Annotated in this window: 27 protein-coding genes; 8 read left to right on the top strand and 19 right to left on the bottom strand. The window is 68.9% G+C overall.

The annotated features are described in order from the left end of the window. Nucleotides 1-25: 25 nt before the first annotated feature. The 11 genes from FOC67_RS03415 to FOC67_RS03365 all read right to left on the bottom strand — a co-directional run bounded on the left by FOC67_RS03415 (nt 26) and on the right by FOC67_RS03365 (nt 10846). A complete protein-coding gene (locus FOC67_RS03415; RefSeq protein ID WP_003120863.1) occupies nt 26-1105 on the bottom strand; it encodes a phosphatidylserine/phosphatidylglycerophosphate/cardiolipin synthase family protein in 1080 nt (359 codons plus the stop codon). 74 nt (nt 1106-1179) lie between these two features. After that, on the bottom strand, nt 1180-1752 hold the full coding sequence (locus FOC67_RS03410) for a YceI family protein (RefSeq protein ID WP_003093949.1): 573 nt from the start codon (nt 1750-1752) through the stop codon (nt 1180-1182). Between the two features lie 64 nt (nt 1753-1816). Beyond that, a complete protein-coding gene (locus tag FOC67_RS03405; protein ID WP_009315962.1) occupies nt 1817-2587 on the bottom strand; it encodes an IclR family transcriptional regulator in 771 nt (256 codons plus the stop codon). A gap of 99 nt (nt 2588-2686) precedes the next feature. Beyond that, on the bottom strand, nt 2687-4171 hold the full coding sequence (locus FOC67_RS03400; RefSeq protein ID WP_003093953.1) for an amidase: 1485 nt from the start codon (nt 4169-4171) through the stop codon (nt 2687-2689). Next, on the bottom strand, nt 4172-5491 hold the full coding sequence (locus tag FOC67_RS03395) for a citrate-proton symporter (protein ID WP_003093955.1): 1320 nt from the start codon (nt 5489-5491) through the stop codon (nt 4172-4174). Nucleotides 5492-5528: 37 nt separating this feature from the next. Beyond that, nucleotides 5529-6749, bottom strand: a complete 1221-nt coding sequence (locus FOC67_RS03390; RefSeq protein WP_003093956.1) for a M20 aminoacylase family protein — start codon at nt 6747-6749, stop codon at nt 5529-5531. 164 nt (nt 6750-6913) lie between these two features. Beyond that, complete coding sequence (locus tag FOC67_RS03385; protein ID WP_003093959.1) at nt 6914-7504, bottom strand: YceI family protein; 591 nt, start codon at nt 7502-7504, stop codon at nt 6914-6916. 60 nt (nt 7505-7564) lie between these two features. Beyond that, nucleotides 7565-7900, bottom strand: a complete 336-nt coding sequence (locus FOC67_RS03380; protein ID WP_003093963.1) for a hypothetical protein — start codon at nt 7898-7900, stop codon at nt 7565-7567. After that, the gene (locus tag FOC67_RS03375) at nt 7897-9012 is read right to left on the bottom strand and encodes a serine hydrolase (RefSeq protein WP_009315960.1); all 1116 of its coding nucleotides are present in this window, start codon (nt 9010-9012) and stop codon (nt 7897-7899) included. The genes FOC67_RS03380 and FOC67_RS03375 overlap by 4 nt, the downstream gene beginning before the upstream one ends. 67 nt (nt 9013-9079) lie before the next feature. Further along, nucleotides 9080-9865, bottom strand: a complete 786-nt coding sequence (locus tag FOC67_RS03370; protein WP_009315959.1) for an MBL fold metallo-hydrolase — start codon at nt 9863-9865, stop codon at nt 9080-9082. A gap of 84 nt (nt 9866-9949) precedes the next feature. Continuing rightward, complete coding sequence (locus FOC67_RS03365; RefSeq protein WP_003093969.1) at nt 9950-10846, bottom strand: acyl-CoA dehydrogenase family protein; 897 nt, start codon at nt 10844-10846, stop codon at nt 9950-9952. A 202-nt stretch (nt 10847-11048) separates the two neighbouring features. On the opposite strand from FOC67_RS03365, the gene olsB reads away from it, so the two are divergent. Both olsB and olsA read left to right on the top strand, forming a co-directional pair. Beyond that, nucleotides 11049-11804 (top strand): L-ornithine N(alpha)-acyltransferase, encoded by a 756-nt coding sequence (gene olsB, locus FOC67_RS03360; protein ID WP_003093970.1) that lies wholly within the window; start codon nt 11049-11051, stop codon nt 11802-11804. Continuing rightward, nucleotides 11804-12580 carry a lyso-ornithine lipid O-acyltransferase gene (gene olsA, locus FOC67_RS03355; RefSeq protein WP_003112769.1) on the top strand — a complete coding sequence of 259 codons (777 nt, stop codon included), beginning with the start codon at nt 11804-11806 and terminating at the stop codon, nt 12578-12580. The genes olsB and olsA overlap by 1 nt, the downstream gene beginning before the upstream one ends. Here olsA and FOC67_RS03350 read toward each other — a convergent pair. Beyond that, the gene (locus FOC67_RS03350; RefSeq protein ID WP_003093974.1) at nt 12577-13437 is read right to left on the bottom strand and encodes a universal stress protein; all 861 of its coding nucleotides are present in this window, start codon (nt 13435-13437) and stop codon (nt 12577-12579) included. The two genes, olsA and FOC67_RS03350, sit on opposite strands and share 4 nt — an antisense overlap. A gap of 149 nt (nt 13438-13586) precedes the next feature. Further along, on the bottom strand, nt 13587-14159 hold the full coding sequence (locus FOC67_RS03345) for an ACP phosphodiesterase (protein WP_009315958.1): 573 nt from the start codon (nt 14157-14159) through the stop codon (nt 13587-13589). Between the two features lie 152 nt (nt 14160-14311). Between FOC67_RS03345 and pyeR the strand changes: the two genes are divergently transcribed. The 3 genes from pyeR to FOC67_RS03330 are packed head-to-tail and all read left to right on the top strand — an operon-like array spanning nt 14312 to nt 16918. Next, nucleotides 14312-14614 (top strand): ArsR family transcriptional repressor PyeR, encoded by a 303-nt coding sequence (gene pyeR, locus FOC67_RS03340; RefSeq protein WP_003093978.1) that lies wholly within the window; start codon nt 14312-14314, stop codon nt 14612-14614. A 48-nt stretch (nt 14615-14662) separates the two neighbouring features. After that, nucleotides 14663-15829: an MFS transporter gene (locus tag FOC67_RS03335; RefSeq protein ID WP_003103801.1), complete on the top strand. Its 1167-nt coding sequence runs from the start codon at nt 14663-14665 to the stop codon at nt 15827-15829. A gap of 36 nt (nt 15830-15865) precedes the next feature. Beyond that, nucleotides 15866-16918 carry an alkene reductase gene (locus FOC67_RS03330; RefSeq protein ID WP_003120873.1) on the top strand — a complete coding sequence of 351 codons (1053 nt, stop codon included), beginning with the start codon at nt 15866-15868 and terminating at the stop codon, nt 16916-16918. Nucleotides 16919-16978: 60 nt separating this feature from the next. Here the strand turns inward: FOC67_RS03330 and FOC67_RS03325 are convergent, their stop codons facing one another. The 4 genes from FOC67_RS03325 to FOC67_RS03310 form a co-directional block, all read right to left on the bottom strand. Further along, on the bottom strand, nt 16979-17221 hold the full coding sequence (locus tag FOC67_RS03325) for a FeoC-like transcriptional regulator (RefSeq protein ID WP_003093982.1): 243 nt from the start codon (nt 17219-17221) through the stop codon (nt 16979-16981). After that, entirely contained in the window at nt 17221-19521 is a 2301-nt protein-coding gene (gene feoB / locus FOC67_RS03320; protein ID WP_009315957.1) for a Fe(2+) transporter permease subunit FeoB, read from the bottom strand. The genes FOC67_RS03325 and feoB overlap by 1 nt, the downstream gene beginning before the upstream one ends. 17 nt (nt 19522-19538) lie before the next feature. Continuing rightward, nucleotides 19539-19766 carry a ferrous iron transporter A gene (gene feoA / locus FOC67_RS03315; protein ID WP_003103819.1) on the bottom strand — a complete coding sequence of 76 codons (228 nt, stop codon included), beginning with the start codon at nt 19764-19766 and terminating at the stop codon, nt 19539-19541. Between the two features lie 215 nt (nt 19767-19981). Then, nucleotides 19982-20818, bottom strand: a complete 837-nt coding sequence (locus FOC67_RS03310; RefSeq protein ID WP_003093989.1) for an ATPase — start codon at nt 20816-20818, stop codon at nt 19982-19984. 290 nt (nt 20819-21108) lie between these two features. On the opposite strand from FOC67_RS03310, the gene FOC67_RS03305 reads away from it, so the two are divergent. After that, complete coding sequence (locus tag FOC67_RS03305; protein WP_003103821.1) at nt 21109-21372, top strand: hypothetical protein; 264 nt, start codon at nt 21109-21111, stop codon at nt 21370-21372. Here the strand turns inward: FOC67_RS03305 and FOC67_RS03300 are convergent, their stop codons facing one another. Then, on the bottom strand, nt 21373-22362 hold the full coding sequence (locus FOC67_RS03300) for an NAD(P)-dependent oxidoreductase (RefSeq protein WP_003103823.1): 990 nt from the start codon (nt 22360-22362) through the stop codon (nt 21373-21375). Between the two features lie 184 nt (nt 22363-22546). On the opposite strand from FOC67_RS03300, the gene FOC67_RS03295 reads away from it, so the two are divergent. Continuing rightward, a complete protein-coding gene (locus tag FOC67_RS03295; protein ID WP_003093996.1) occupies nt 22547-23605 on the top strand; it encodes a trans-acting enoyl reductase family protein in 1059 nt (352 codons plus the stop codon). Here FOC67_RS03295 and FOC67_RS03290 read toward each other — a convergent pair whose 3' ends face one another. Then, nucleotides 23606-24508, bottom strand: a complete 903-nt coding sequence (locus tag FOC67_RS03290; protein ID WP_073656334.1) for a LysR family transcriptional regulator ArgP — start codon at nt 24506-24508, stop codon at nt 23606-23608. A gap of 97 nt (nt 24509-24605) precedes the next feature. On the opposite strand from FOC67_RS03290, the gene FOC67_RS03285 reads away from it, so the two are divergent. Further along, complete coding sequence (locus tag FOC67_RS03285) at nt 24606-25007, top strand: ACT domain-containing protein (protein WP_003094000.1); 402 nt, start codon at nt 24606-24608, stop codon at nt 25005-25007.

Genomic DNA, 25007 nt, shown 5'->3' with positions numbered 1-25007 from the left:
GCCAGCGGCTACGAACGGCCGCTCCCTAGCGCCGGCGGTCGAGGAAATTCACCACTACCCGGTCCAGCCAACCCCACAGGCGCTGGTGCAGGCGCATCCACAGGGGTCGCGCGCGCCACATCGCCAGGGTCACCTCGCGGCTGTCGGCGAAGTCCGCCAGCAGGCTCGCCGCCGCCTCGTTGGTGAAGTCCGGGTCGAGGGCCTCGAGATTGGCGTCGAGGTTGAAGCGTAGATTCCAATGATCGAAGTTGCAGGAGCCGACGCTCACCCAATCGTCGACCATGACCATCTTCAGGTGCAGGAAGCGCGGCTGGTATTCGTGGATGCGCACGCCGGCGCGCAGCAGGCGCGGGTAGTAGCGCTGCCCGGCATAGCGCACCGGGGCGTGGTCGGTGAGCCGCCCGGCCAGCAGCAGGCGCACCTCCACGCCGCGCTGGGCGGCCTTGCGCAGGGCCCGGCGAACCTTCCAGGTCGGCAGGAAGTACGGCGTCGCCAGCCAGATCCGTCGGCGCGAGCCGTTCAGCGCGCGGACCAGCGATTGCAGGATGTCGCGGTGCTGGCGGGCGTCGGCGTAGGCCACCCGGCCCAACCCACGGGCCGCCCCCGGCTGCGGCGGAAGGCGGGTAAGGGTCATGCCCTCGCGGGGCTTCCAGGCTTTCTCTTCGAGACAGGCCAGCCATTGCCGCTCGAACAGCGCCGCCCAGTCCGCCACCACCGGGCCGTCCATCTCGACCATCACCTCGCGCCAGGCGCTGACGTCGCTGACCGGTTCCCAGAATTCGTCGGTGATCCCGGCGCCGCCGACATAACCGAGGCGCCCGTCCACCAGCAGCAGCTTGCGATGGTCGCGGTAGAGATTGCCGCCAGTCAGCTTCCAGCGCAGCGGGTTGTACAGCCGCAGTTCGCCGCCGGCCTCGCGCAGGCGCTGGATCCAGGCGCTGCCCAGGCCTAGGCAGCCGAAGCCGTCGAACAGGCAGCGCACGGCGACGCCCCGGCGGCGGGCATCCAGCAGGGCGACGAGAAACAGTTCGGCGCAATGCCCGTCTTCCACCAGGTACAGCTCCAGCTCGATGCTCCGCTGCGCCGCCTCGATGGCCAGCAGCATGCGCGGGAAGAACCGCACGCCGTCATTGAGCAGGGCGAAGCGGTTGTCGCTGCGCCAGGGAAAGACCGGGCCGCTCACCGCGAAGTGAAGATCAGCACGGCGCCGACCGGCACCGAGAGCCCGATGCTGCCGGCGCCGGCCAGCTTGCGCAGGGTCTCGATGCCGGGGGCGAGGTCGAAGTCGGCGGCGTCCAGCACCAGCGGCGACAGGGTCACCACCTGGAAGCGATGCTCGTCCAGGCGGGTCACCAACAGGTCGCTGGCGTAGCTCTTGCGCTTGCCGTGCAGGCTGACGGTCACCGGCTGGCGCATTTCCAGTTGCACGCCGTCGGCCAGCTCGACGATCGGCGCCAGGTCGAGCTGGGCGGTGATCTCCGCCTCGGCGAAGCGCTTGGTCTCGAACAGATGCTCGCGGATGCGTTCGTCGCGCAGCGGGATGTCGGTGCTCACCGAGTCCAGCTCGACGCGCAGGCGCGCCTGACCCTTGTCGTCGACCTTGCCGTGCATGACCAGGAAGCGGCCGACTTCCGAAAGGGTAGCGTTCTTGGTGGAGATGAAACTGAGTCGCGACGACTCGTAGTCCAGGTACCAGGCGGCCTGGACCGGCAAGGCCAGGAGGGCCAGGCCGAGGCAGATCAACTTGTGCATGCGGGCTCCCTTTGCGTCCGGCGCCACCTTAAACCGGCCGCCTGGGAGCAGGCAAACTCCCGCGTCAGTCGAGCGCGTGCTGCAACTGACTGACGGTATCGGCCAGGGTTCCCAGGTGCCGGCGGCGCACCCGTTCGACGCAATCCTGATCGCGCGGCCAGTGCAGCGCCACGCTGCCGAGCAGGCGACCCTGGGCGCGTACCGGCAAGGCCACCGCGCGGATCAGGAACGGCAGGCGCACCGGATACTCCCAGTGTCCCTCGGTACGCTCGCCGTAGCCCTGGCCGTGGGCCTGCTCGCGGGTGCGCAACCAGAGGTCCTCGTCTACCTGGTGCTGGCGCGCCAGGCGGCGCACCTCGCTGTCTGCCAGTTCGCCCAGGCAGGCCTTGCCCATGGCCGAATGGAACAGGCTGGCGTGCTGGCCGACCACCAGCCGGTTGGCCGGGTAGCGCTTGCGCAGGGCGCCGGGCACCGAGCTTTCCGCCACCAGCAGGCGGTCGCCGTCGAGAATCGACAAATCGGCGACCAGCCCGGTGCGCTCGCTCAACTCCACCAGCAGCGGCGCGGAACGCTCCACCACCTGGCAGCGGAAGCGCTCGGCGGCGTCACCGTAGAGGCGGGTGGAACGCAGCCGGTAGCGCCGGTCGGTCAAGCCGCGGTACAGCCAGCCCTGCTCCAGCAGGGTATGCAGCAGCCGCGACACCGTGGCCTTGGGCAGTTCGGTCAGGTAATGCAGCTCCTCGAGCCCCAGCGCCTGGTGCTGGCCCAGCAGATCGAGGATCGCCAGCGCCCGCTCCACCGAACGCACGGTTCCCGCCTCTTCTCTTTCCGGCATGACGACACCTCCACCGTCGACAGACCGTTATGGCAAAGCAAGATGCAGGCCCAGGTCATGTAGGAAGAATCTGCGAATACGGCAGCATTGCTCCGCGGCCTAGTCGATTCCCCCTGGAGCCTCGAGCATCGCCGGCGGACGGCGGCTGACCCAACGGGTCAGGCCCTCGTGGGCATGGGCCAGTTGCAGCACCGCCAGGTCGGCCTGCGCCGGGCCGATGATCTGCAATCCCATCGGCAGGCCCGCCGCGCCGAAGCCGATCGGTACGCTGATCGCCGGCAAACCGGCCAGGGTCGGGCCGATCACCACCTCCATCCAGCGGTGATAGGTGTCCATCGGCCGCCCGGCGACCTGCCGCGGCCACGCCGTTTCTGCATCGAAAGGAAACACCTGGGCGCTGGGCAGCAAGAGGAAATCGTAACGTTCGAACAGACGCGCCAGCGCCCGATACCAGTCGCTGCGATCCAGCGAGGCGCGATAGACCTCGGCGGCGCCGAGGCCGAGCCCGGACTCCACTTCCCACTGCGCCTCCGGCTTGAGTCGGACGCGCCGTGCGGGATCGGCGTAAAGCTCGCCAAGCGAGCCCTGCACCAGCCACTGGCGATGGACCAGCCAGGTGCGCCACAGGCGCTCCAGGGGATAGTCCGGCAGGCACGCCTCGACGTCGCAGCCCAGCTCGGCGAAATCGCCCAGCGCGGCTTCGCAAAGCTCCAGCACGCCCTCCTCCATCGGCAGGTAGCCGGCGTAGTCGCCGAGCCAGCCGAGCCGGGCTCCGCGGAAGTCGCGCCCGAGGTCGTCGGCGAACCTGCGCGGATCGTCGCGCAACGACAGCGGACAGCGCGGATCGTAGCCGGCCTGGGTGGCCAGCAGCCGGGCCAGGTCGGCCACGCTGCGCCCCATCGGGCCTTCGGTGGCCAGTTGCTGAACGAACAGTTCCGCTTGCGGGCCGTGCGGCACCCGTCCCTGGGACGGGCGGAAGCCGTAGACGTTGTTGTAGGCGGCGGGGTTGCGCAGCGAACCCATCATGTCGCTGCCGTCGGCCACCGGCAGCATGCGCAGCGCCAGCGCCACCGCCGCCCCACCGCTGCTGCCGCCGGCGATCCGCGCCGGATCGTAGGCATTGCGGGTGGTGCCGAACAGCGGGTTGTAGGTCTGCGAGCCGAGCCCGAACTCCGGTACGTTGGTCTTGCCGATGACGATCGCACCGCTGCTCTTCACCCGCTCGACGACGATTGCGTCGTGCTCCGGCACCTGCCCGGCGAACAGCGGCGAACCCAGGGTGGTAGGAATGCCGGAGGTGGCGGCGAGGTCCTTGATCGCCTGCGGCATGCCGTGCATCCAGCCCAGCCATTCGCCGCGCGCCAGTTGCCGGTCGCGCTCGTCGGCCTGGGCGAGCAGGCGGCTTTCCGCCTGCAGCGAGACGATGGCGTTGACCCGCGGGTTGAACCGTTCGATCTGCGCCAGGTAGGCCTGCATGACCTCGCGGCAGGACAGTTCGCGTCGGCGGATCGCCGCGGACAGCGGCAGCGCGTCAAGCGCGACGATTTCCTCGTGGCCGTCGCTTCGATGGCGGGTGGCGCTCATTCACAGACTCCTTGCCGGCTTGCCCAGGGCCGGTTCACGGGGGCGCGGGGCGGGCGTCGCGCCCTCCCGCAGATAGAGGGTGGCGAGCAGCCCGAGGAAGGCCGCGCCGAGCACGTAGAACGCCGGCGCCACTGGCGAGCCGCCGACCTCGGTGAGCCAGGTGACGATGAACGGGGCGAAACCGCCGAACAGCATCACCGCCAGGTTATACGCCACCGCCAGGCCGGTGGAACGCACCCGCACCGGAAACTGCTCGGCCACCGCGGTCGGCGCCGGGCCGAAGAAGCCGCCGATCGCCGTGCACAGCAACAGTTGCATCAGCAGCAGGCGCCCCAGGCTCGGCGCCGCGGCGACCCAAGCGAACAGCGGATAGACCATGAGCATGAAGGCCAGGGTCGCGACCAACAGCACCGGGCGCCGCCCGAGCCGGTCGGAGAGTCCCCCAGCCAACGGGATCACCAGGGTCATCAGCGCCACCGCCGCCATCTGCACCATGAACACCTCGTCCAGCGGCAGGCCCAACTGCTTGTGGGCGAAGGTCGGCATATTCACCAGCACCACGTAGAAGGACACCGTGCCGATCACCGTCAGGCCCATGCTCACCAGCACGCTGCGCCGGTATTCGCGCAGCACGCCGAGCAGCCCCTGGCGCTCGCCGGGCTCCCGGATGGCTTCGAGGAAGGCCTCGGTCTCGCCCATGTAGCGGCGGATCCACAATCCCACCGGACCGATCAGCAGACCGAACAGGAACGGCACCCGCCAGCCCCAGCTCTCCAGGGACTCGGCGTCCAGGCAATGGGTGACCAGCGCGCCCATCCCCGCACCGGCGAACACCGCCAGGCACTGGCCGAACAATTGCCAGGAACCGTAGAGACCGCGCCGGTGCGGCGGCGCGCTTTCCACCAGGAAAGCCGTGGCGCTGGCGTACTCGCCGCCGGTGGCGAAACCCTGCAGCATTCGCGCGATCACGATCAGCAATGGTGCGCCGACGCCGATCGCCGCGTAGGTCGGGGCGAAGGCGATCATCGCGATGGACAGCGTCATCAGCAGGATGATCAGTTGCATCGCCGCCTTGCGTCCCCTGCGGTCGGCATACAGGCCGAGCAGGACCCCACCGACCGGACGCATGAAAAAACCGACACCGAAGGTGGCCAGGGCCATCAGCAGCGAGGTGTACTCGTCGCCGGAGGGGAAGAACAGCCTGGCGATCAGGCTGGAAAGGAAGCCGTAGACGATGAAGTCGTACCACTCCAGGGCGTTGCCGATCACGGCAGCCGCCACCTGGCGGGTACGCGAGGTACCGCTCGGGCAAGCGTGCATGGGAATCTCCTGGTAACCGGGGGAATGCCGGCGCGGCTCAAGCCGCGCCGTTATTGGCGGCAGTCAGTCGAAGGCCGGACGCCGCGGGGGCGGCCAGCCAGGTCTCGGCGAGCGCGCCCCAATAGGCCGCGCCCCGGACCAGGATGTCGTCGTTGAAGTCATAGGCCGGGTTGTGCACCATCGGCCGTCCTCTGCCGTTGCCGATGAACAGGTAGCTGCCGGGGCAGCGCTGTAGCATCCAGGCGAAGTCCTCGCTGCCCATCAGCTTCGGCGTGGCTCCGTCGACCTGCTCCGCGCCGGCCAGCTCGACCCCGACCTGGCGGGCGAACTCGGTTTCCTCGACGCTGTTGACCAGCACCGGATAGGCCGGGTAGTGCTCGATGCTGGCCTGGCACCCATAGCTGGCGGCCTGCAACTCGATGATCTGGCGAACCCGCTGCAGCACCTGCTCGCGCACCTGGCCGTCGAGCGCCCGCAGGCTCAGGCGCAGCACGGCGCGCTGGGGTATGACGTTGGCCGCCTCGCCGGCCTGCAATGCACCGACCGTGACCACTGCGGCCTTCTGCGGATCGACGTTGCGCGCCACCACGCTCTGCAGGGCCATCACCGCGCTCGACGCGGCGAGCAGCGGATCGACGCTCAGGTGCGGCATCGAACCGTGGCCACCGACGCCCTCCAGGGTGACGCTCAGCAGGTCCTGGGAAGCCATCATCGGTCCCGCGCGGAAGCCCAGGTGCCCGGCCTCCAGTCCCGGCATGTTGTGCATGCCGAACAGCGCATCGCAGGGAAAGCGCTCCAGCAGCCCGTCGGCGAGCATCGCCTCGGCGCCGCCCTGGCCTTCCTCGGCGGGCTGGAAGATCAGTACCAGAGTGCCGTCGAAACGCCGCGTCGCCGCCAGGTAGCGTGCCGCGCCGAGCAGCATCGCGGTGTGTCCGTCGTGGCCGCAGGCGTGCATGCGCCCGCCGTGGCAGCTGCTGTAGCCGAGCCCCGTGGCCTCGACGATCGGCAGCGCATCCATGTCCGCCCGCAGGCCGAGCCGCCGCGTGCCGTCGCCCTGGCGGAGGACGCCGACCACGCCGGTGCGGCCGATCCCTTCGTGCACTTCGTAGCCCCAGCCGCGCAGGCATTCGGCAACCAGCGCGGCGGTGCGTCGCTCCTCGAAGCCCAGTTCAGGATGGGCGTGGATGTCCTGGCGCAGGCTACGCAGGTCGTCGGCGACCTCCTCGAGCCAGGCCACGATGTGTCGATGTCGAGCCATGCCGTCTCTCCTCTGGCCGGATTGCGCTCCGGTCTTGTTGGCGGGAGGCCCGGACGCAAGGCCGGCCGGGCGTGGTCACAGCTAAGCGCGGCGCGCGGCGAAGGACAACGGAAGGCGGTTCCACTGGGTGGAACCCAAGGCCCGCGCCGCCCTGCACCGGCGCGTCAGAACTGTTCCGGCGGCACTTCGCGGAAGTTCAGCACGGCGAACACCGGTACCTCGGGAGTGATCGAGGGAATATTGGCCATGTCCTTCAAGGGCTTGAGCTTCTCTTCCAGGTCGAAGTCGAGCAGCTTCAGCAGCACCGGCTCCAGGGTCGCCACCTGGACCAGCCCTTCGCCCTGGCGGGTGACCAGCACGTCGGCCTTCAGGCGGCGCTGCTGGCCGTGCAGGTCGAGGGTGAAGTCGAGCTTCTCGACCCGCGACTGGCCGACCCGCAGGTCGTCGAAGCCGGCCATGTCCAGGCGGCTCTCCACGGTGGCCTCGGGGAAGCGCGAGGTTTCGAAGAAGTTGTCCTTCATTCGCTCGTCGCGCAGGGCCAGGCCGCTGTCCAGGGTACCCAGCGGCACCACGATGCGCGCGACGCCCTGCTTGTCGATCTGGCCGCTGAGACGGTCGAAGCGCTGCACCTCGGCCATCTTCGCGCGTTTCACGGAAACGAAGCTGATCCGCGAGTAATCCGGCTCCAGTTGCCATTCCGCCGCCGACAGCAGCGGGCTGAGGAGCAACAACAGGACACACAATACAACAGGCATTCCACCTCCGGCTTCGGGCCGGCGCCGTCCCTCGCCCCGCGCCCCGACATGCGCCGCCGGTCAGTCCGGCAGCCTGTCCGCCTCGGGCATGAGCCGGCATCCCTCGCGCGGGCCCAGCCAGGCGGCCGTCTGCGTACTGCCGAGGCCGCGGGCGGTCACCCGGCGGCGGGCTTCGTCATCGAAGAAACCGCTGATCGGCACGTACTGTTGGGTATAGGCCCGGCAATAGTCCGCGGAGTTCCCCATCACGTAGCGGCAGGAGCAGTACTCCTTGGCCGTGTAGGCGCCGATGATGGCGGGAAAGGCCGCCAGGTGGATGCGGTTCTGCCAGGCCCACGCGAGGGCGGCGAGCAGCCCCAGGACGAACAGGAAGAGCAAGGGATGGCGACGGATCATGGCCGCGCCTCCCCGGCGAACGCCGCCTGTGCCAGGCGCAGGAATTCGTTGTGACGGAAACGCCCGTCGCGGTCGTCGGCGTAGCGCACGATCACCAGCTTCTCCTCGGGCAGCACGTAGAGCGCCTGGCCCCAGTGGCCGAGCGCGGCGAAGGCGGTCTCGGCGACGTCCGGCCAGGGCGCCGGCGCGCCTTTCACCGCACGGTTCAACCACCACTGGCCGCCCGGCACCGCCTCGCCCTCCTCTTCCGCGCTCGGCCGGTAGCGGGCGAAGGGTGTCAGGTTGAACTCGACCCATGCCAGCGGCAGCAGTTGCCGCTCGCGCCAGCGCCCGTGGCGCTGCATCAGCAGGCCGACGCGCGCCAGGTCGCGGGCGCTCATGTAGACATACGACGAGCCGACGAACGTGCCGGCGGCGTCTCGCTCCCATACCGCCGAACGGATGCCCAGCGGCTCGAACAGCGCGCGCCAGGGGTACTCGGCATAGTCCGCGCCGAGCATGCCGTGGAGAGCCGCCGCCAGCACGTTGCTGTCGCCGCTGGAGTAGCGGAAACGCCGGCCCGGCGGCCGGGCCTGCGGGGTCTCGGCGACGAAGCCGGCCATGTCGTCACGCCCACGGGTGTAGAGCATCGCCACCACGGAGGATTTCAATGGCGCGAACTCGTAGTCCTCCTGCCAGTCCAGCCCGGAAGACCAGTTCAGCAGGTGGCGTAACGTCACCTCGGGATGACGGGCGAACGGCGGGTAGTAGCGTGCCACCGGGTCGTCGAGCTGGAAGCGCCCTTCGCCCTCGGCGACGCCAAGCAGCGTGGCGAGCAGGCTCTTGCTCACCGACCAGGTAAGGTGCGGGGTCTCGGCACGGCTCGGGCCGGCGTAGCGCTCATAGAGCAGGCGACCGTCGCGGATCACCACTACCGCGTCGGTGCGGATGCCTTTGCGACGAACATCGTCGCGACGGCCGAAGGCATAGCGCTCGAATGCCTCCAGCGCCGGCCCCGCGGGCTGTTGGGCACGGGGCCAGTCGGTGTCGGGCCAGTCTTCGCCCAGGGCAGGGAGGGCGAATACCAGGGCCAGCGCGGCGAGGGCGCGGCGGGACAACGGCAAAGCGGGCATCGGCGGGCCCTCTCGACGGTCGAGGGGCAACCCTAGCATGGCGTCGATGACGCCAGGAAGCGCGGACTCAGCCGGGCATGCGGTAGTCGTCCGGACCGAGCAGGTCGATGCCGCACTCGAGGTTCTCGATCCAGTAGAGGAAGGCGCTGATCATTTCCTTGCCGACGAAGGGCCGCCCGTGTTGCGGCACGATCATCTCCACATCCATGTCCCGGACCATCCGCGCCCACAGGCGGCAGATCTTGTTCGCCGCCATGTAGCGGCGATGGAAACCGTCCATGTACTGGATATGCGCGGCGAAATCACCGACCGGCGCGGCGTCGTCCACCAGCGAGGCGCCCATATCGCCCGAGAAAAGGATCTTGCTCACCGGGTCGTAGAGCTGGAAGTTGCCCACCGAATGCAGGAAATGCGCGGGGATCGCCTTCAGCGAGCAATCGCCGAGAGCGATCGCCTGGCCGCGGTCGGGCAATGGCATGACCCGGTCGTAGGTGTTGATGCCATGGCTGACCGCCAGGTAGTTGGCCGTCAGGTGCGGCAGGAAGCGCGCCCACAGCTTGGAGCAGATCACCCGGGCGCGGGTGTGCAGCAGCCACTTGTCGAGGGCGGCGATGATGTCCGGGTCCTGGTGCGAAGCGAAGATGTAGTCCAGCTCCTGCAGCGGAAAGCGTTTCGACAATTCCAGCGAGAGCGGCGTGTAGGTCAGGTCGCCGCCGGGATCGAGCAGCAGGTACTGGCTGTTGTCGACGATCAGGAACTGGTTGGACTGGACCCCTTCGCCGCTGACGAGGTCATCGAAACACAGGCACTGGTGGCTGCCGTTGTCGAACAGCACGATCGGTTCGCGTCGCATGGTCGGTGAAATCTACTCTGTGCAGGCGCCGAGGAGCATTCCTCGCCGGATGCTGCGCAGGGTAAGCGCCTGCGGCGCGGCGCCTCACTGACCTGGGTCAAGCCCGAGGCGGGTCAAGGCCTTCTCCAGGCGAACTTTGCGGGCCCCGTTGGCAATCGCCAGCAAGCCGCGATCGCGTTGCCACAATGCCTCCCAGGTCGAGGCGTTGGCGGCGAAGGCGGCATCCAGTTGCCCCTCCAGCGCCGAGAACTGTTCGAACAGCCCAGCCAGTACCGCCTGGGTGCCGACGCAGGCGACCGGATGCCGCGCGACCTCGGCGCAGCCGCCGAGGATGCCGGCCAGGCGCAGCAGCAGCGGCGAGGGCCAGCCGCATTCATGGCCGACCCCATAGAGCCAGCCGACCAGCGCCGCCAGCACATGGACATCCTCCAGCAGGCGGAACGGCCTGACGTAGTCGTCCCAACCATCGCCGGGCAGGCGCTCGCAATGGGCACCGTCGAGCAACAGACGGGAATGCGGCACGTCCGGCATCAGCGGCAGCGCCGGCAACGCCTCCAGGCGCGCCCCCGGGGCGCCGGCCAGGACCACCGTCATCGACAGTCGCGGCGGCTGCCCCGGTGCCTCGTCGCGGGCGGCCACCAGCCACCAGGAGGCGCTGTCGCCAGCGGTGACGAAATCCTTTTGTCCATGCAGGACCAGCCCCTCCAGGCGGGTCTGCAGATCCGCCGGGCGCACGCTGCGCTTCTCGGTCACGCACAGCGCGCCGAGACCTTCCGGCGCCGCCGGCCAGAGCGCGCGCAGGGCCGCCTGGTAGCCGGCGAGGAAGGCCAGACCCGGACTCGCCGCCAATCGTCCGCCGAGCACCGCCCGCTCCAGGGTGCCAAGACCGTCGGCGCGCGCCAGGGCGGCGGCGTGCCAGTCTTCCAGGGAGCCTTCGGTGGGCAGGCGGTCGAGCGGGCCGAGCAAGCGTTGCCAGGACATGGCGGACTCCAGTGTGGAATGTGTCGGAACCGGCATCCTGCCGAGGGTGCCAGCGTTGAACAACGGCGCGTTACATCCGGCGACAATGTCATACAAGCATCACGCCCCTGTCACAGGGGTGACACCGCGCCTTCCTAGCCTGAGCTTGCACAACAAAGCCGAGCGGCCGCAACCCGCGGCGCCGGCCCAAGGAGGCCCAGGCATGACCCAGACCGCCATTACCCGCGAACCCGTCGCCGGACGCCGCCTGAAGGCCGAGCGCCTGAACGGCGCCCGCGCCCTGCGCGAGGCCCAGGCCCTGCGCTACCGCGTATTCAGCGCCGAGTTCGACGCCAAGCTCGAAGGCGCCGAAGACGGCCTCGACCGCGACGACTACGACCGTCACTGCGCGCACATCGGCGTCCGCGACCTCGACAGCGGCGCCCTGGTGGCCACCACCCGGCTGCTCGACCATCGCGCCGCCGAACGCCTCGGGCGCTTCTACAGCGAAGAGGAGTTCCACCTCTCCGGCCTCGACGCCCTGCACGGCCCGGTCCTGGAGATCGGCCGCACCTGCGTCGCTCCCGAATACCGCAACGGCGCCACCATCGCGGTACTCTGGGGCGAACTCGCCGAGGTTCTCAACGAGGGCGGCTACCGCTACCTGATGGGCTGCGCCAGCATTCCCATGCGCGACGGCGGTATGCAGGCCAAGGCGGTGATGCAGCGGCTGCGCGAACGCTACCTGTGCACCGACTACCTGCAGGCCGAGCCGAAGAACCCGCTGCCGCCGCTGGACGTCCCGGAAAACCTCACCGCCGAGCTGCCGCCGCTGCTCAAGGCCTACATGCGCCTGGGCGCGAAGATCTGCGGCGAGCCCTGCTGGGACCCGGATTTCCAGGTCGCCGACGTGTTCATCCTGCTCAAGCGCGACGAACTCTGCCCGCGCTACGCCCGCCACTTCAAGGCGGCGGTCTGATGGCGCGGCTGCGCCTGCTGCTGCGCAGCGCCCGCCTGCTCGGGCTGGTCGCGCTCGGACTGGGCCTGGCCGCTTGGGTCAGCCTGCGCGAGCGGCTGCCCGGCGCCGACGTCACGCCGCTGCGCCAGCGCCTGACCCGCTGGTGGCTGGCGCGCCTCTGCGCGGCCCTGCCCTTCGAGGTCAGGGTCAGCGGCGAAGCGCCCCGGCAACCCATGCTGTGGGTAGCCAACCATGTGTCCTGGACCGATATCCCGCTGCTCGGCGCCCTGGCGCCGCTGACCTTCCTGTCCAAGGCCGAGGTGCGTGCCTGGCCGCTGGCCGGCTGGCTGGCGGAAAAGGCCGGCACCCTGTTCATCCGCCGCGGCTCGGGCGACAGCCGGCTGATCAACCAGCGCTTGGCCGAACAGCTGCACCGCGGACGCAACCTGCTGATCTTCCCGGAAGGGACCACCACCAACGGCGAAAGCCTGCGCACCTTCCACGGTCGCCTGATGGCCAGCGCCCTGGAAGCCGGCGTGGCGGTGCAGCCGGTGGCGATCAGCTACCGCCGCGACGGCGTGCCCGATGCGCAGGCGCCGTTCATCGGCGACGACGACCTGCTCAGCCACCTCGGCCGCCTGCTGCGCGGCGAGCGCGGCAGCGTGCATATCCAGCTGCTGGAACCGATCCCCAGCCAGGGCCTGGACCGCGCCGAACTGGCCCGCCAGGCCCAGCAGGCGGTGCGCCTGGCGCTGTTCGGCACTGCCGCCCCTACGCAAACCCGGCGCGCCGCCTAGTCGCGCTTGGGCGGCACCGCCAGCACGTCACATGGCAGGTCGCCGAGGGCCGCCTCGGCCACGCTGCCGATCAGCGCGCGGCGGAAGCCGGTCAGGCCCTGGGTGCCGAGCACCGTCAACTGCGGCGCCTGGCGGCGTACCTCGGTCATGATCACGTTGATCGGCAAGCCTTCGCCGACGCGCAACTGGATGTCCTCGCGGCCCAGCCCCAGGCCGGCGACGTAGTCGCGCAGCTCGACGTTGGCCTTGAGTTCCTCCTGGTCGACGTAATGCTCGACGCGGTCTTCCTTGATCCCCGAATAACGCATCATGCCCTTGGCGAACGGCTCGAAGGCATGCAGCGCGGTGAGGCTGGCGGCGTCGAGGAAGCCGAGCTGGCCGGCCATCTGCACCGCGCGCGTCGAGGTCGGCGAGAAGTCCAGCGCCAGCAGCACCCGGCGGTACTCCTCTTCCGGCGCACCGGCCGCGCGCAGCACCGGGATCTTCGCATTGCGTACCACCCGCTCCAGGGTGGTGCCGATGAACAGATCGCGCAGCGGCGTGTGCCGGTGCGCGCCCATCACCAGCAGGTCGGCACCGATCTCCTCGGCCACCGCGTTGATCACCACCACCGGATCGCCGACCCGCACGATCGCCTTGGACTCGACGCCGAGGCGCTCCTTCAGGGCCTGTCCGTTCACTTCCAGCAGGTTGGCGATGGCCAGCCGTTGCGGCGCGATCAGCACCGGCGGCTGGTCGTCGTCGAGCACGTTCAGCACGGTCAGTTCGGCATTCCTCGCCTTGGCCAGCGCCGCGGCGCGCATGACCGCCAGCTCGGAACGCGAGGACAGGTCGGTCGCCACCAGGATTCGTTTCATCTTCCACCTCCATTGGCAGAGCGTTGAACGTCGGCCCCATTGAACGATCGACGCGACCGCTGCCGGTTGATGTGCATCAAGCGGATGCTTCGGACTGAAACAATTGATAGGTGATTCCGCCGGCCGGGCCAATGGCCGCTGCGCCAGGCTCAGCGCTGGCTCAGGGCGAAAGCCTGGAGTTGCGGGTAGAAGGCGCGGAAATCCGCGCTCAGGTCATCGTAGCGCTGGGCCAGTTCTTCCCAGGAGCCGTCCAGCAGGTGCGGTCGCGACAGCCTCCGCGACATACCGCCCAGCACTTCGCGCAAGACCGCGAACTCGCGGTAGCTGCCCAGCCAGTCCTGGGCCGCCATCCGCGGCGCGATGCGCGCCAGGCGCTCCGGCAGCGGCGAGGCGGTGCGCAGGGTGCCGTAGACCCGCTCGACGAACTGCGGCAGCGGTTCGTCGGCGTAGTCGTTCCAGTCGCGCGCCAGGCAGTGGTCGAAGAACACGTCCAGCAGGACGCCGGCGAAACGCCGGCGCTCCAGCGGGAGGCGCCGCTTGGCCGCATGCACCAGTGGGTGGCTGTCGGTGAAGGCGTCGATGCGCCGGTGCAACTGGATGGCCCGCTCGATCTCGTCCGGCCATTGTCCCTGCAGGCGGCCCTTGACGAAGTCGCCGTACAGGCTGCCGAGCAGTTGGGCCGGTTGCGGGCCGCCGAGGTGGAGATGCGCGAGGTAGTTCATGCGGGCTAGCTTACCCCAGGGACGGAACGGTCGTTTCGATCATCGTCATCAGCCCTGTCGATAGCGACTATCGTCGCAATCGATCCCCATATCGTCCCACACCGATATATAGTTCGTCCCAACCCGATATGGACGGCCAACGGACCACCGCCATGCCACTGGACATCGACGAAATCATCAAGGCTCTCTCCCACCCGGTGCGACGCGACATGCTGCGCTGGCTGAAGGAACCGGAGAAGTACTTCGTCGAGCAGGACCACCCGTTCGAGATCGGCGTCTGCGCCGGCAAGTTCGACCAGCGTACCGGTCTCTCCCAGTCCACCGTGTCGGTACACCTGGCCACCCTGCAACGCGCCGGTCTGGTGACCAGCCGCCGGGTCGGCCAGTGGAATTTCTTCAAGCGCAACGAGGAGACCATCCAGGCCTTCCTCGACCAACTCGGCGACGAGCTGTAAGCAGCACTCGCTTCCCCCCCACCACCTCGCAGTCCAGGAGCTCGACCGATGCCGGCGTCTCTTCTCGTCCTCGCTTTATCCGCCTTTGCCATCGGTACCACCGAATTCGTCATCATGGGCCTGCTGCCGCAGGTCGCCGGCGACCTGCGGGTATCCATTCCCAGCGCCGGCTGGCTGATCAGCGGCTACGCCTTCGCCGTGGCCTTCGGCGCCCCGCTGATGGCCATGGCCACCGCCCGCCTGGAACGCAAGAAAGCCCTGCTCGCGCTGATGGGCATCTTCATCGTCGGCAACCTGCTCTGCGCGGTGGCCGCCAACTACGGCCTGCTGATGCTGGCGCGGATCGTCACCGCGCTCTGCCATGGCGCCTTCTTCGGCATCGGCTCGGTGGTCGCCGCCAGCCTGGTGGCGCCGAACCGCCGCGCTTCCGCCGTGGCCCTGATGTTCACCGGCCTGACCCTGGCCAACGTGCTCGGCGTGCCGCTGGGTACCGCGCTCGGCCAGGAAGCCGGCTGGCGCGCGACCTTCTGGGTGGTGACCCTGATCGGCGTGGTCGCCTTCGTCGGCCTGGCCAGGGTGCTGCCAAACGACCGCGAGGAAGAGAAGGTCGACCTGCGCCAGGAAATGTCCGCGCTGAAGAACCCGTCGCTGTGGCTGGCCCTGGGCACCACCGTGCTGTTCGCCGCCTCGATGTTCGCCCTGTTCACCTACGTCGCGCCGCTGCTCGGCGAAGTCACCGGGGTCAGCCCGCGCGGCGTGACCTGGACCCTGCTGTTGATCGGCGTCGGCCTGACCGTCGGCAACGTGATCGGCGGCCGCCTCGCCGACTGGCGCCTGGGCACCACCATGGCCGCGGTGTTCGCCGCCATGGCGCTGGTCTCGGCGCTGTTCAGCTGGACCAGCCAGGCCCTGCTGCCGGCGGAGATCACCCTGTTCTTCTGGGCCGCCGCCGCCTTCGCCGCGGTGCCCGCGCTGCAGGTCAACGTGGTCCGCGTCGGGCATGCCGCGCCGAACCTGGTGGCGACCCTGAACATCGGCGCCTTCAACGTCGGCAACGCGCTCGGCGCCTGGGTCGGCGGCAGCGTCATCGACCACGGCCTGGGCCTGACCCGCGTGCCGCTGGCCGCCGCCGCGCTGGCCGCGCTGGCGCTGCTGGCCACCCTGATCGCCTTTTCCGGAAACGGCCGCGCCCAGGCGCAGCCGGTCCTCGATTGATCCCCTGTCCGTCTATTCCCTAGTGGAGGATGTTCCATGGCTACTCTGTTCGATCCCATCGTGCTCGGCGACCTCGAGCTGCCCAACCGCATCGTCATGGCGCCGCTGACTCGCTGCCGCGCCGATGAAGGCCGCGTGCCCAACGCCCTGATGGCCGAGTACTACGCCCAGCGCGCCGGTGCCGGCCTGATCCTCAGCGAGGCCACCGCGGTCACGCCGATGGGCGTGGGCTACCCCGACACCCCCGGCATCTGGTCCGATGACCAGGTCCGTGGCTGGAGCAACGTGACCAAGGCGGTGCACGCCGCCGGCGGGCGCATCTTCCTGCAACTCTGGCACGTCGGGCGGATTTCCGATCCGCTCTACCTGAATGGCGAGCTGCCGGTGGCGCCGAGCGCCATCGCCGCCGAGGGGCACGTCAGCCTGGTGCGCCCGAAGCGTCCCTACGTCACCCCGCGCGCGCTGGACACCGAGGAGATCGCCGACATCGTCGAGGCCTACCGCCAGGGCGCCGAGCGGGCCAAGGCCGCCGGCTTCGACGGCGTGGAGATCCACGGCGCCAACGGCTACCTGCTCGACCAGTTCCTCCAGGACAGCACCAACAAGCGCACCGACCGCTACGGCGGCTCCATCGAGAACCGCGCGCGCCTGCTGCTGGAAGTCACCGACGCGGCGATCTCCGTATGGGGCGCCCAGCGCGTCGGCGTACACCTGGCGCCGCGTGCCGACTCCCACGACATGGGCGATTCCAACCGCCTGGAAACCTTCAGCCATGTCGCCCGTGAGCTGGGCAAGCGTGGCATCGCCTTCATCTGCGCCCGCGAAGCGCAGGCCGACGACAGCATCGGCGTAGCCCTGAAGAAAGCCTTCGGCGGCCCCTACATCGCCAACGAAAAGTTCACCCTCGACAGCGCCAACGCCATCCTGGCCAAGGGCGACGCCGATGCGGTGGCCTTCGGCGTCCCCTTCATCGCCAACCCGGACCTGGTCGAACGCCTGCGCCAGGGCGCCGAACTGAACCCGCCGCGCCCGGAGACCTTCTATACCGGCGGCACCGAAGGCTACCTGGACTATCCGACCCTGGCCTGATCGCGCCAGCCAGGAAAGAGCCCGCCACGCTTGCCGTGGCGGGCTCTGTGCTTTGCCCGTCTAGCGCAGGCGGAAATACGGCTCCGGCTCCGCGCACGGATCGCGCTGGGCGCAGCCCTTGCAACCGCCGCCGCAACCGCCCGAGCTTTGCGCAGCCACCCGCTCGACCTTGCCGAGCGCGATCAGCCGCTCCAGGATCGCCTCCACCAGCGCCGGCGGCGCGTCCACCTGGCGGCTGAGCTGTTTCAGCCCACGCGCCTGGCCGTCTTCCAGGGCGGCGCGGATCTGCATGAGTGTCGCCATCAGTGACATCCTCCCTGCCCGCTCGAGGCATCGGCCATTCGGCCTGGCAGTTGCAGTACCTGCTCGCGGCCGAACAGACGCAGGCAGGTCATCAGGATCAGGTTGAAGAGCAGCACCACGGCGATGGTCAGGACGCTACGCTCGGGGTGCGCGGCGAAGGTGGCGACCTGGTAGCAGAGGGTCGCCAGCGAGTAGGCGACGTTCAGCCCCCAGAGCACCGAGAAAGCCATCCAGCCCTTGCTGCTTTCCCGGGCGATCGCGCCCATGGCGGTCACGCAGGGCACGTAGAGCAGGACGAAGACCAGATAGCTGTAGGCCGCGATGGGGCTGCCGAACTTGCTCGCCATGGTGCCCATCGAGCCGGTCTCCATGTCGCCGTCGGCCATGCTCGCCTCCACCGGGTTGGCCAGCACGCTGAGGCTGAAGGTATCGACCAGGCCGTCCCAGGTTTCGACCAGGGCGTCGCGCAGTTGCCCGGGCAGGTCGTAGCCTTCGTAGTCGAAGGCCTCGCCCTGGATCTGCTCGGCGGTGTAGAGGGTGTTCAGGGTGCCGACCACCACTTCCTTGGCCATCGCCCCGGTGACCAGGCCGACGGTGGCCTGCCAGTTGTCCGGCTGCACCCCGAGCGGCGCCAGCAGCGGAGTGAGACGCTGGCTGACGCTGGCCAGCGCGGAATGGCCGATGTCGCCCTGCACCGGCTTGCCGTCGAGGGTGATGCTGTTCAGGCCGCCGATCACCAGGCTGACCAGGATGATCACCTTGCCGGCCCGCACCACGAAGCCGCGCAGGCGCGACCAGGTCTGCAGCAGCAGGCTCTTAAGGTGTGGCACATGGTACAGCGGCAGTTCCATGACGAACGGCGAGGCCTCGCCGCGCATCAAGGTGTGCTTGAGCAACAGCCCGGTGAGGATCGCCACGACGATGCCGAGCAGGTACAGGGAGAAGATCACCAGCGCGCCGCCCTGGCCGAAGAAGGCCCCGGCGAATACGGCGAAAATCGCCAGGCGCGCGCCGCAGGACATGAACGGCGCCATCATGATGGTAATCAGCCGCTCGCGCTGCGCGTCCAGGGTCCGCGCGCCCATGATCGACGGTACGTTGCAGCCGAAACCGACGATCAGCGGCACGAACGACTTGCCCGGCAGGCCCAGCGCCTGCATCAGGCGGTCCATGACGAAGGCCGCGCGGGCCATGTAGCCGGAATCCTCGAGCAGCGAGAGGAACAGGTACATCAAGCCGATCTGCGGCACCAGCGGCAACACCGTGTTGACCCCGCCACCGATGCCCTGGGCGAGGAACACCGTGAGCCAATCGGGCAGGCCGAAGCGGATACCCAGCCACTGGATGCCGTCGATGAAGATCGCCGACGAGCCCTTGTCGAAGATCGGCTGTAGCGCCCCGCCGATGTTGATGGCGAAGAAGAACATCAGGTACATCACCAGCAGGAAGATCGGCAGACCCAGCCAGCGATTCAGGACGACCCGGTCGAGCCATTGGGTCAGCCGGTGCGGCTGAGCCTGCTGGTGGTCGCAGACCGCCGCGCAGATCTCGCCGATCAGCCGGTAGCGCGCATCGACGATCGCCAGCTCGGGCTCCTCACCGCAGCCCTGGCGCGCCTGTTCCAGGGTGGCGGGCGGCAAGCCCAGCGCCGGGCCGTTGAAGATGTCGCCTTCCAGCGCCTGTAACGCCAGCCAGCGCGGCTCGATGGCCGAGGCCGCCGGAGCGCGCGTTTCCAGGAGGTAGCCGACCTGCGCCTGGATGGCCGGCGGGTAATCCACCGCCAGCGCCGCCTGCGGGAGCTGTAGGGAGTCGATGGCCGCCTTCAGTTCGTCGATGCCATCGGCGCGGGTGGATACCAGCGGCACCACCGGGCAACCGAGACGCCGCGCCAGACCGTCAATGTCGATGCGGATGCGCTGGCTACGGGCGATGTCGAGCATGTTCAGCGCGACGATGCAGGGGATGCCCATCTCCCGCAGCTGCACCGTGAGGTACAGGTTGCGCTCCAGGTTCGCCGCATCCACCACGTTGACCAGCACGTCGACTTCGCCGCTGGCGATGTAGCGGCAGGCAATCTGCTCGTCCAGCGAGGCCTGGGCGGAAACGCTGGTCAACGAATAGGTGCCGGGCAGGTCGACCAGGCGTACCGCGTGGCGGGCGGTGTGGAACGCACCCTCCTTGCGCTCCACGGTGACGCCGGCCCAGTTGCCGACCCGCTGGCGCGAGCCGGTGAGCTGGTTGAACAGGGTGGTCTTGCCGGAGTTGGGATTGCCGATCAGGCCGAGGGTCAATGCGGTCATGGGGATTCCGGGCGGGGTCAGTCGAGCGGGACGAGGGTCAGCAGGGCGAGGTCCTTGCGCCGCAGCGCCAGGCTGGTCTGGCGGGTCTCGACCTGGATCGGGTCGCCCAGCGGGGCGATGCGCACCACGCGCAGCGCCGCGCCGGGCAGAAGCCCCATGGAGAACAGGCGTTGGCGATAGCCGTTGCTGATGGCGGGGGAATAACCGGTGATGCGGTAGGAACGGGACGGTTGCAATGCGCTCATGGCGGATTCCAGGCAGAGGAAGGGACCAATGGCCTCCCTGGCCGGTGACCGAGAATCTAAACGACTCTCACTTAAGGCTCGCTTAAGGACGCAGTATCGGAGTGGAGGAGCAGCGGATTCGCTGATCCAGAGCAATGGAAGCGGGGATTTTCGCCGGGCGCGGCGAACTGTCGCCGCCAGCGCCCGGTGCGACGGGCGGCTGGCGGCGCAAGGGGTCAGCGGGTATTGAGCTGCTGCTGCAGGTTCTGCACCTGGGCCTGGAGGGTGTTGATGTTGCGCATCACCTGGGTGCGGAAGGCGTCGAACTCGGCGGTATTGCCGCCCTGGGCCGGGCGGTTGTCGAGCTGGCTGCGCAATACCAGCAGGTCATCCTGGATACCCTTGATCGTCTGGCTCGGGTTGCCCTGCTTCTTCAGCGCCGCGACATCGCCGCCGAGGGCCTTGAGTTGCTCGTTGGTCTTGCCCAGTTCGACCTGCAGGGCTTTCAGCTTCTCCTGTTCGGCGGCCAGTGTCTGCAGCTTGCCGTCCAGTTGCGCGACCAGTTGCGCCGCGCTTTCCTGCTGGGCCTTGAGATCGCTGGCCAGTTGATCGAGGCGTTTGCCCTGGCCGCCGAACTGGTTGCTCACATCGGCCTGCTGGCGTTCCTGGCTGCCGAGTTTCTCCTGCAGTTGCTTGACCTGCAGGCGCAGCGCCTCGCGTTCGCTGGTGACGCTGGACTCGCTGGCGACCACCTTGCCGCGAATGTCGTCGAGGCGCCCGGCGGCTTCTTCGCTGATCCTCACGAAGCTTTCCTGGGTCGCCACCAACTGCTGTTCCATCAGGCTGATTTGCTGGTGGCTCCACCAACCCACCCCGGCGAGGGCGATCAGCATCGCCCCGAGCAGGGCCCAGAGCGGGCCGGTAGAGGCCGGACGGCGCTCCTTGGTGTCGACGACCCGGCGCTGCTCCGGTTCGTAGACGTGCCGCGGGTGGTGGCCGAATTCGTCGCGGTCGGCGGCATCGGTGGTCAGGCTGGGCACATCGTCGAGTTCGTCGAAAGCATCGTTACGCATGGTGAAAACCTGTGAAGGGGAACGGCATCCTGCCGGAGGCCTGGAGAAAGGGCCGAACGGCGCATTATATCGGTTCTGCCCCGCCCCTTCAGCGTCTGCTCGAAGCAAATTGCCGGACCGGGGCGCTCCACCGCGAAGCCGTGCGCCCCAAGACGGAGCGAACGCTGTCCGGCACAGACCGCCGCAGGCCGCCAGCGGTTCCCCGCCCCGCACGCCGGCGCTGGTCCGCGGCCCGCATGGCACGTCGCTTGCCTGGGCTTTGCCGGGCAGATTCGAGAGCCGGAGGATGCATGGAGTTGAACAAATCCTTGCTGGATTGCATGCGCGCCGTGCGCCGACGCCTGCGCGAGGAACAGGCGCTGGATATCCACTTCCAGCAACGCGATGCGATCGCCGCGATGCAGGCGGCCTGCGCCCGCTCCGGCGATGCGACGACGCGGGAGCTGGGACAGCGCCTCGGTAGGCTCAGTGGGGTCGCGCTGCCGCCGGCGGAACCTTCCCTGTTGCCCGCGCAGGCGCCGAGCCGACAATACGCCGGCCCGCTACGCGGCTGATCAGAGTCCCTGGGCGCGCCACCAGGCGCAGAACTCGTCGAGCGCGGTCCACAGGCTGACCCGCGGGTCGTAGTCGAGGTATTCGCGGGCGCGGTTGATGTCCAGGGTGAAGTTCTTCGCCATCACCGCCATGCCCAGGCGGAACAGCACCGGCTCCGGGCGCCCCGGCAGGATCCGGCAGACGCCTTCGTTGAGCGCCGCCAGGCCATAGCCGACGGCATACGGCAGGTGACCGCCGACCGGCGGCAAGTCGAGCTGGCGCATCACGTAGTTGACCGCATCCCAGAACGGTACCGGCTGCCCGTTGCTGATGTTGTAGACCTTGCCCAGCGCCGGCTCGCCGGCCAGCAGGCAACTGAACAGCGCGTCGTTGAGATTGTGCACGCTGGTGAAGTCGACCCGGTTCAGGCCGTTGCCGAGGATCCGCAGGCGTCCCTTGCGGTGGGCCTGGATCATTCGCGGGAAGATGCTGGTGTCGCCGGCACCGACCACGAAGCGCGGACGCAGCGCCAACACTTCCAGGCCCAGGTCGCGGGCGCTGAGCACCAGTTGCTCGGCCTGGTACTTGGTCGCCCCGTAATGGTCGGAAAAACGCCGGGGTACGTACTCTTCGTTCAGGTCCAGGTGATCGCGCCCGTCGAAATAGATCGACGGCGACGACAGATGCACCAGGCGCCGCACCTTTTGCCGCATGCAGGCCTCGACGACGCTCTCGGCAAGCCCGACGTTGGCCGCCAGGAAGCGTTCGCGCGGTCCCCAGACTCCGACCGCGCCGGCACAATGCACCACCGCCTCGACATCCTCGCAGAGGCGCAGGACCAGCGCCGGGTCGGCGAGGTCGCCGGGAACGAACTCGGCGCCCCGCGCCACCAGATGCTCCACCGCGTCCGCACGACGACCGCTGACCCGTACCGACAGGCCCTGCTCCAGGGCGAAGCGAGCGAAACGCCCGCCGATGAAGCCCGTCGCCCCCGTTACCAGAATCCGCATTGCGTTTCTCCCGTTGTTCTTCTTGTGCCGCGACTCTAGCAACCCGGAGCCGCGCCACCACTGGCACAGCATGCCAGAACAACGACCTTGCGGGCCGCCGGCACGACTTGCGTTGGGCGACAGAAGCGGCGCTGCGCGCTACAAGGTCTAACCTGAAAGCCACCTGCACGCTGGGAGACGCACCATGGCCAGTCACTGGATGATCTACGGCGCCAACGGCTACACCGGCCGGCTGGTCGCTGAACAGGCGCAGCGCGAGGGCCTGACGCCGCTCCTCGGCGGACGCAACCCGGCCGCCCTGCACGCCCTCGGCAGCCAGCTCGGGCTGGAGTGCCGGGTCTTCGACCTGGGGGATCCGCAGGCCTGCCGCGAAGCCCTGGACCAGGTGAAGGTGGTGGCCCATTGCGCCGGTCCGTTCTCCGCCACCAGCACGCCGATGATCGCCGCCTGCCGCGCCGCCGGCACCCACTACGTGGATATCACTGGAGAGATCGCGGTGTTCGAGCAGGCCCACGCCGGCGACGCCGAGGCCCGCGAGGCCGGCATCGTGGTCTGCCCGGGCGTGGGCTTCGATGTGATCCCCACCGATTGCCTGGCCGCCTGCCTGAAGGAGGCGCTGCCGGACGCGCAACGGCTGGCGCTGGGCTTCGACACCGGCAGCGGGCTTTCGACGGGAACCGCGAAGACCAGCGTCGAAGGCCTCAAGTTCGGCGGCAAGATCCGCGAGAATGGCCGCCTGCGCGACGTGCCGCTGGGCTATAAGCGCCGCGACATCGATTTCGGCCGCGGCCTGCGGCACGCCGTGACGATTCCCTGGGGCGACGTGGCCACCGCCTACTACAGCACCGGCATCCCGGACATCGAGGTCTACCTGCCGGCGCCGCCGCTGCTGGCCCTGGGCATGCGCCTGATCGACCCGCTGCGTCCGCTGCTCGGTCGGCAACGGGTCCAGGACTGGCTCAAGGGGCAGGTCGACAAACGCATCGCCGGTCCCGACCAGGCGGCCCGCGAGCGCCTGCGCACCTGGGTCTGGGGCGAGGCGCGCAACGCCCGCGGCGAACGCCGCACGGCGCGCCTGGAGACGGCCAACGTGTACGACCTGACCCTGCACGGCGTGCTCCTGGCAGTGCGCCACCTGCTGGACTACCAGGGTCCCGGCGGCTACTTCACGCCATCGCGGTTGCTCGGCGCGCGCTGCGTCGAATCGTTGCCCGGCTCCGGACGAATCACCGTCATCGGTTGATCAGCCTGCCACCCGCACCAAGCCGTCGCCGGCGCGGGCGAGCAGGTGCTCGGTGAGCGACGCGAGCAGTTCGCCGCCGTTGCGCCAGTAGTGCCAGTACAACGGTACGTCGATGACCTGGCCAGGCAGCAGCTCGACCAGTTCGCCGCGCGCCAGCTCGCCTTGCACCTGGCGCTCCGGCACCAGGCCCCAGCCGAGACCACCGGCGGTGAGGCGGACGAAACCTTCCGAGGATGGGCAGAGGTGGTGGATGAAACCGCCCTCGACGCCGAGGTCCTTGAGAAAGCGGTGTTGCAGCAGGTCGTCCGGGCCGAACACGATCGCCGGCACGCCGGCCAGGGCGGCCGCCTCGACCCCGCGGGGAAAGTGCCGGGCAATGAAATCCGGGCTGGCCAGGCCGCGATAACGCATGGCTCCGAGCAGCAGCGAACGCGCGCCGGCCACCGGCCGCGCGCTACCGCAGACGCAGCCCGCCACTTCGCCCGCGCGCATGCGCTTGAGCCCGACCTCCTGGTCCTCCACCACAAGGTCCAGCAGCACCCGCCGCTCGGCGCAGAAATCGCCCACCGCGGCGGCCCACCAGGTCGCCAGGCTATCGGCGTTGAGAGCGATGCGCAGGCGCTCCGGGGCACCACCTTCATCCAGGTTCGGCACCCAGCGCTGCAGGTCGCCCTCCAGTAGCCGCACCTGCTGCACATGGTTGAGCAGGCGGCGCCCGAGATCGGTGGGATGCGGCGGCGTCTCGCGCACCAGGACCGGCTGGCCGACCCGCGCCTCGAGCAGCTTGATCCGCTGCGATACCGCCGATTGCGACAGCCCCAGCGCCTGTGCGGCGCGCTCGAAACCGCCCTGCTCCACCACCGCGGCCAGCGCGGCGAGCAACTTGTAGTCGAACAAAATCAATTTTCCTAATGAGAGATCAGCAGGATTCGTTTTCCTTATAAACCGCCCGCGGCCACACTCGCCAGCACTTTTCCGATCCACCCGACGCGGACCGACCATGGCTGGCGAAACCTCGCTGCGCACCCTGCTGCGCACGCTCACTCCCGAACTCAATCCCGGCGACTATGTGTTCTGTACCTGCGCCGATGGCGCGCTGCCGAACGGCGCCGAGCCGCTCGCCAGCTTCCGCGAGCGCGAGGGCCTGACCCTGGTGCTCGAACGCCGGCAGGCCGAACGCCTGGGCCTGCCCTACGAATACGTGGCGGCCTGGATCACCCTGACGGTGCACTCCTCGCTGGCGGCGGTGGGCCTGACCGCCGCCTTCGCCACGGCGCTGGCCGAAGCCGGGATCAGTTGCAACGTGATGGCCGGCTATTTCCACGACCACCTGTTCGTCGCCCGCGACGAGGGCCGGCGCGCCCTCGCCGTGCTCCAGCGGCTGGCGGCGGAGGCACACTGA

Source organism: Pseudomonas sp. FDAARGOS_761 (assembly GCF_013343155.1).
GTDB classification, from domain to species: Bacteria; Pseudomonadota; Gammaproteobacteria; order Pseudomonadales; family Pseudomonadaceae; genus Pseudomonas; species Pseudomonas aeruginosa.
Note: the sequence above shows the minus strand (reverse complement) of the source record. Positions and strands in the feature narration are given on the sequence as shown.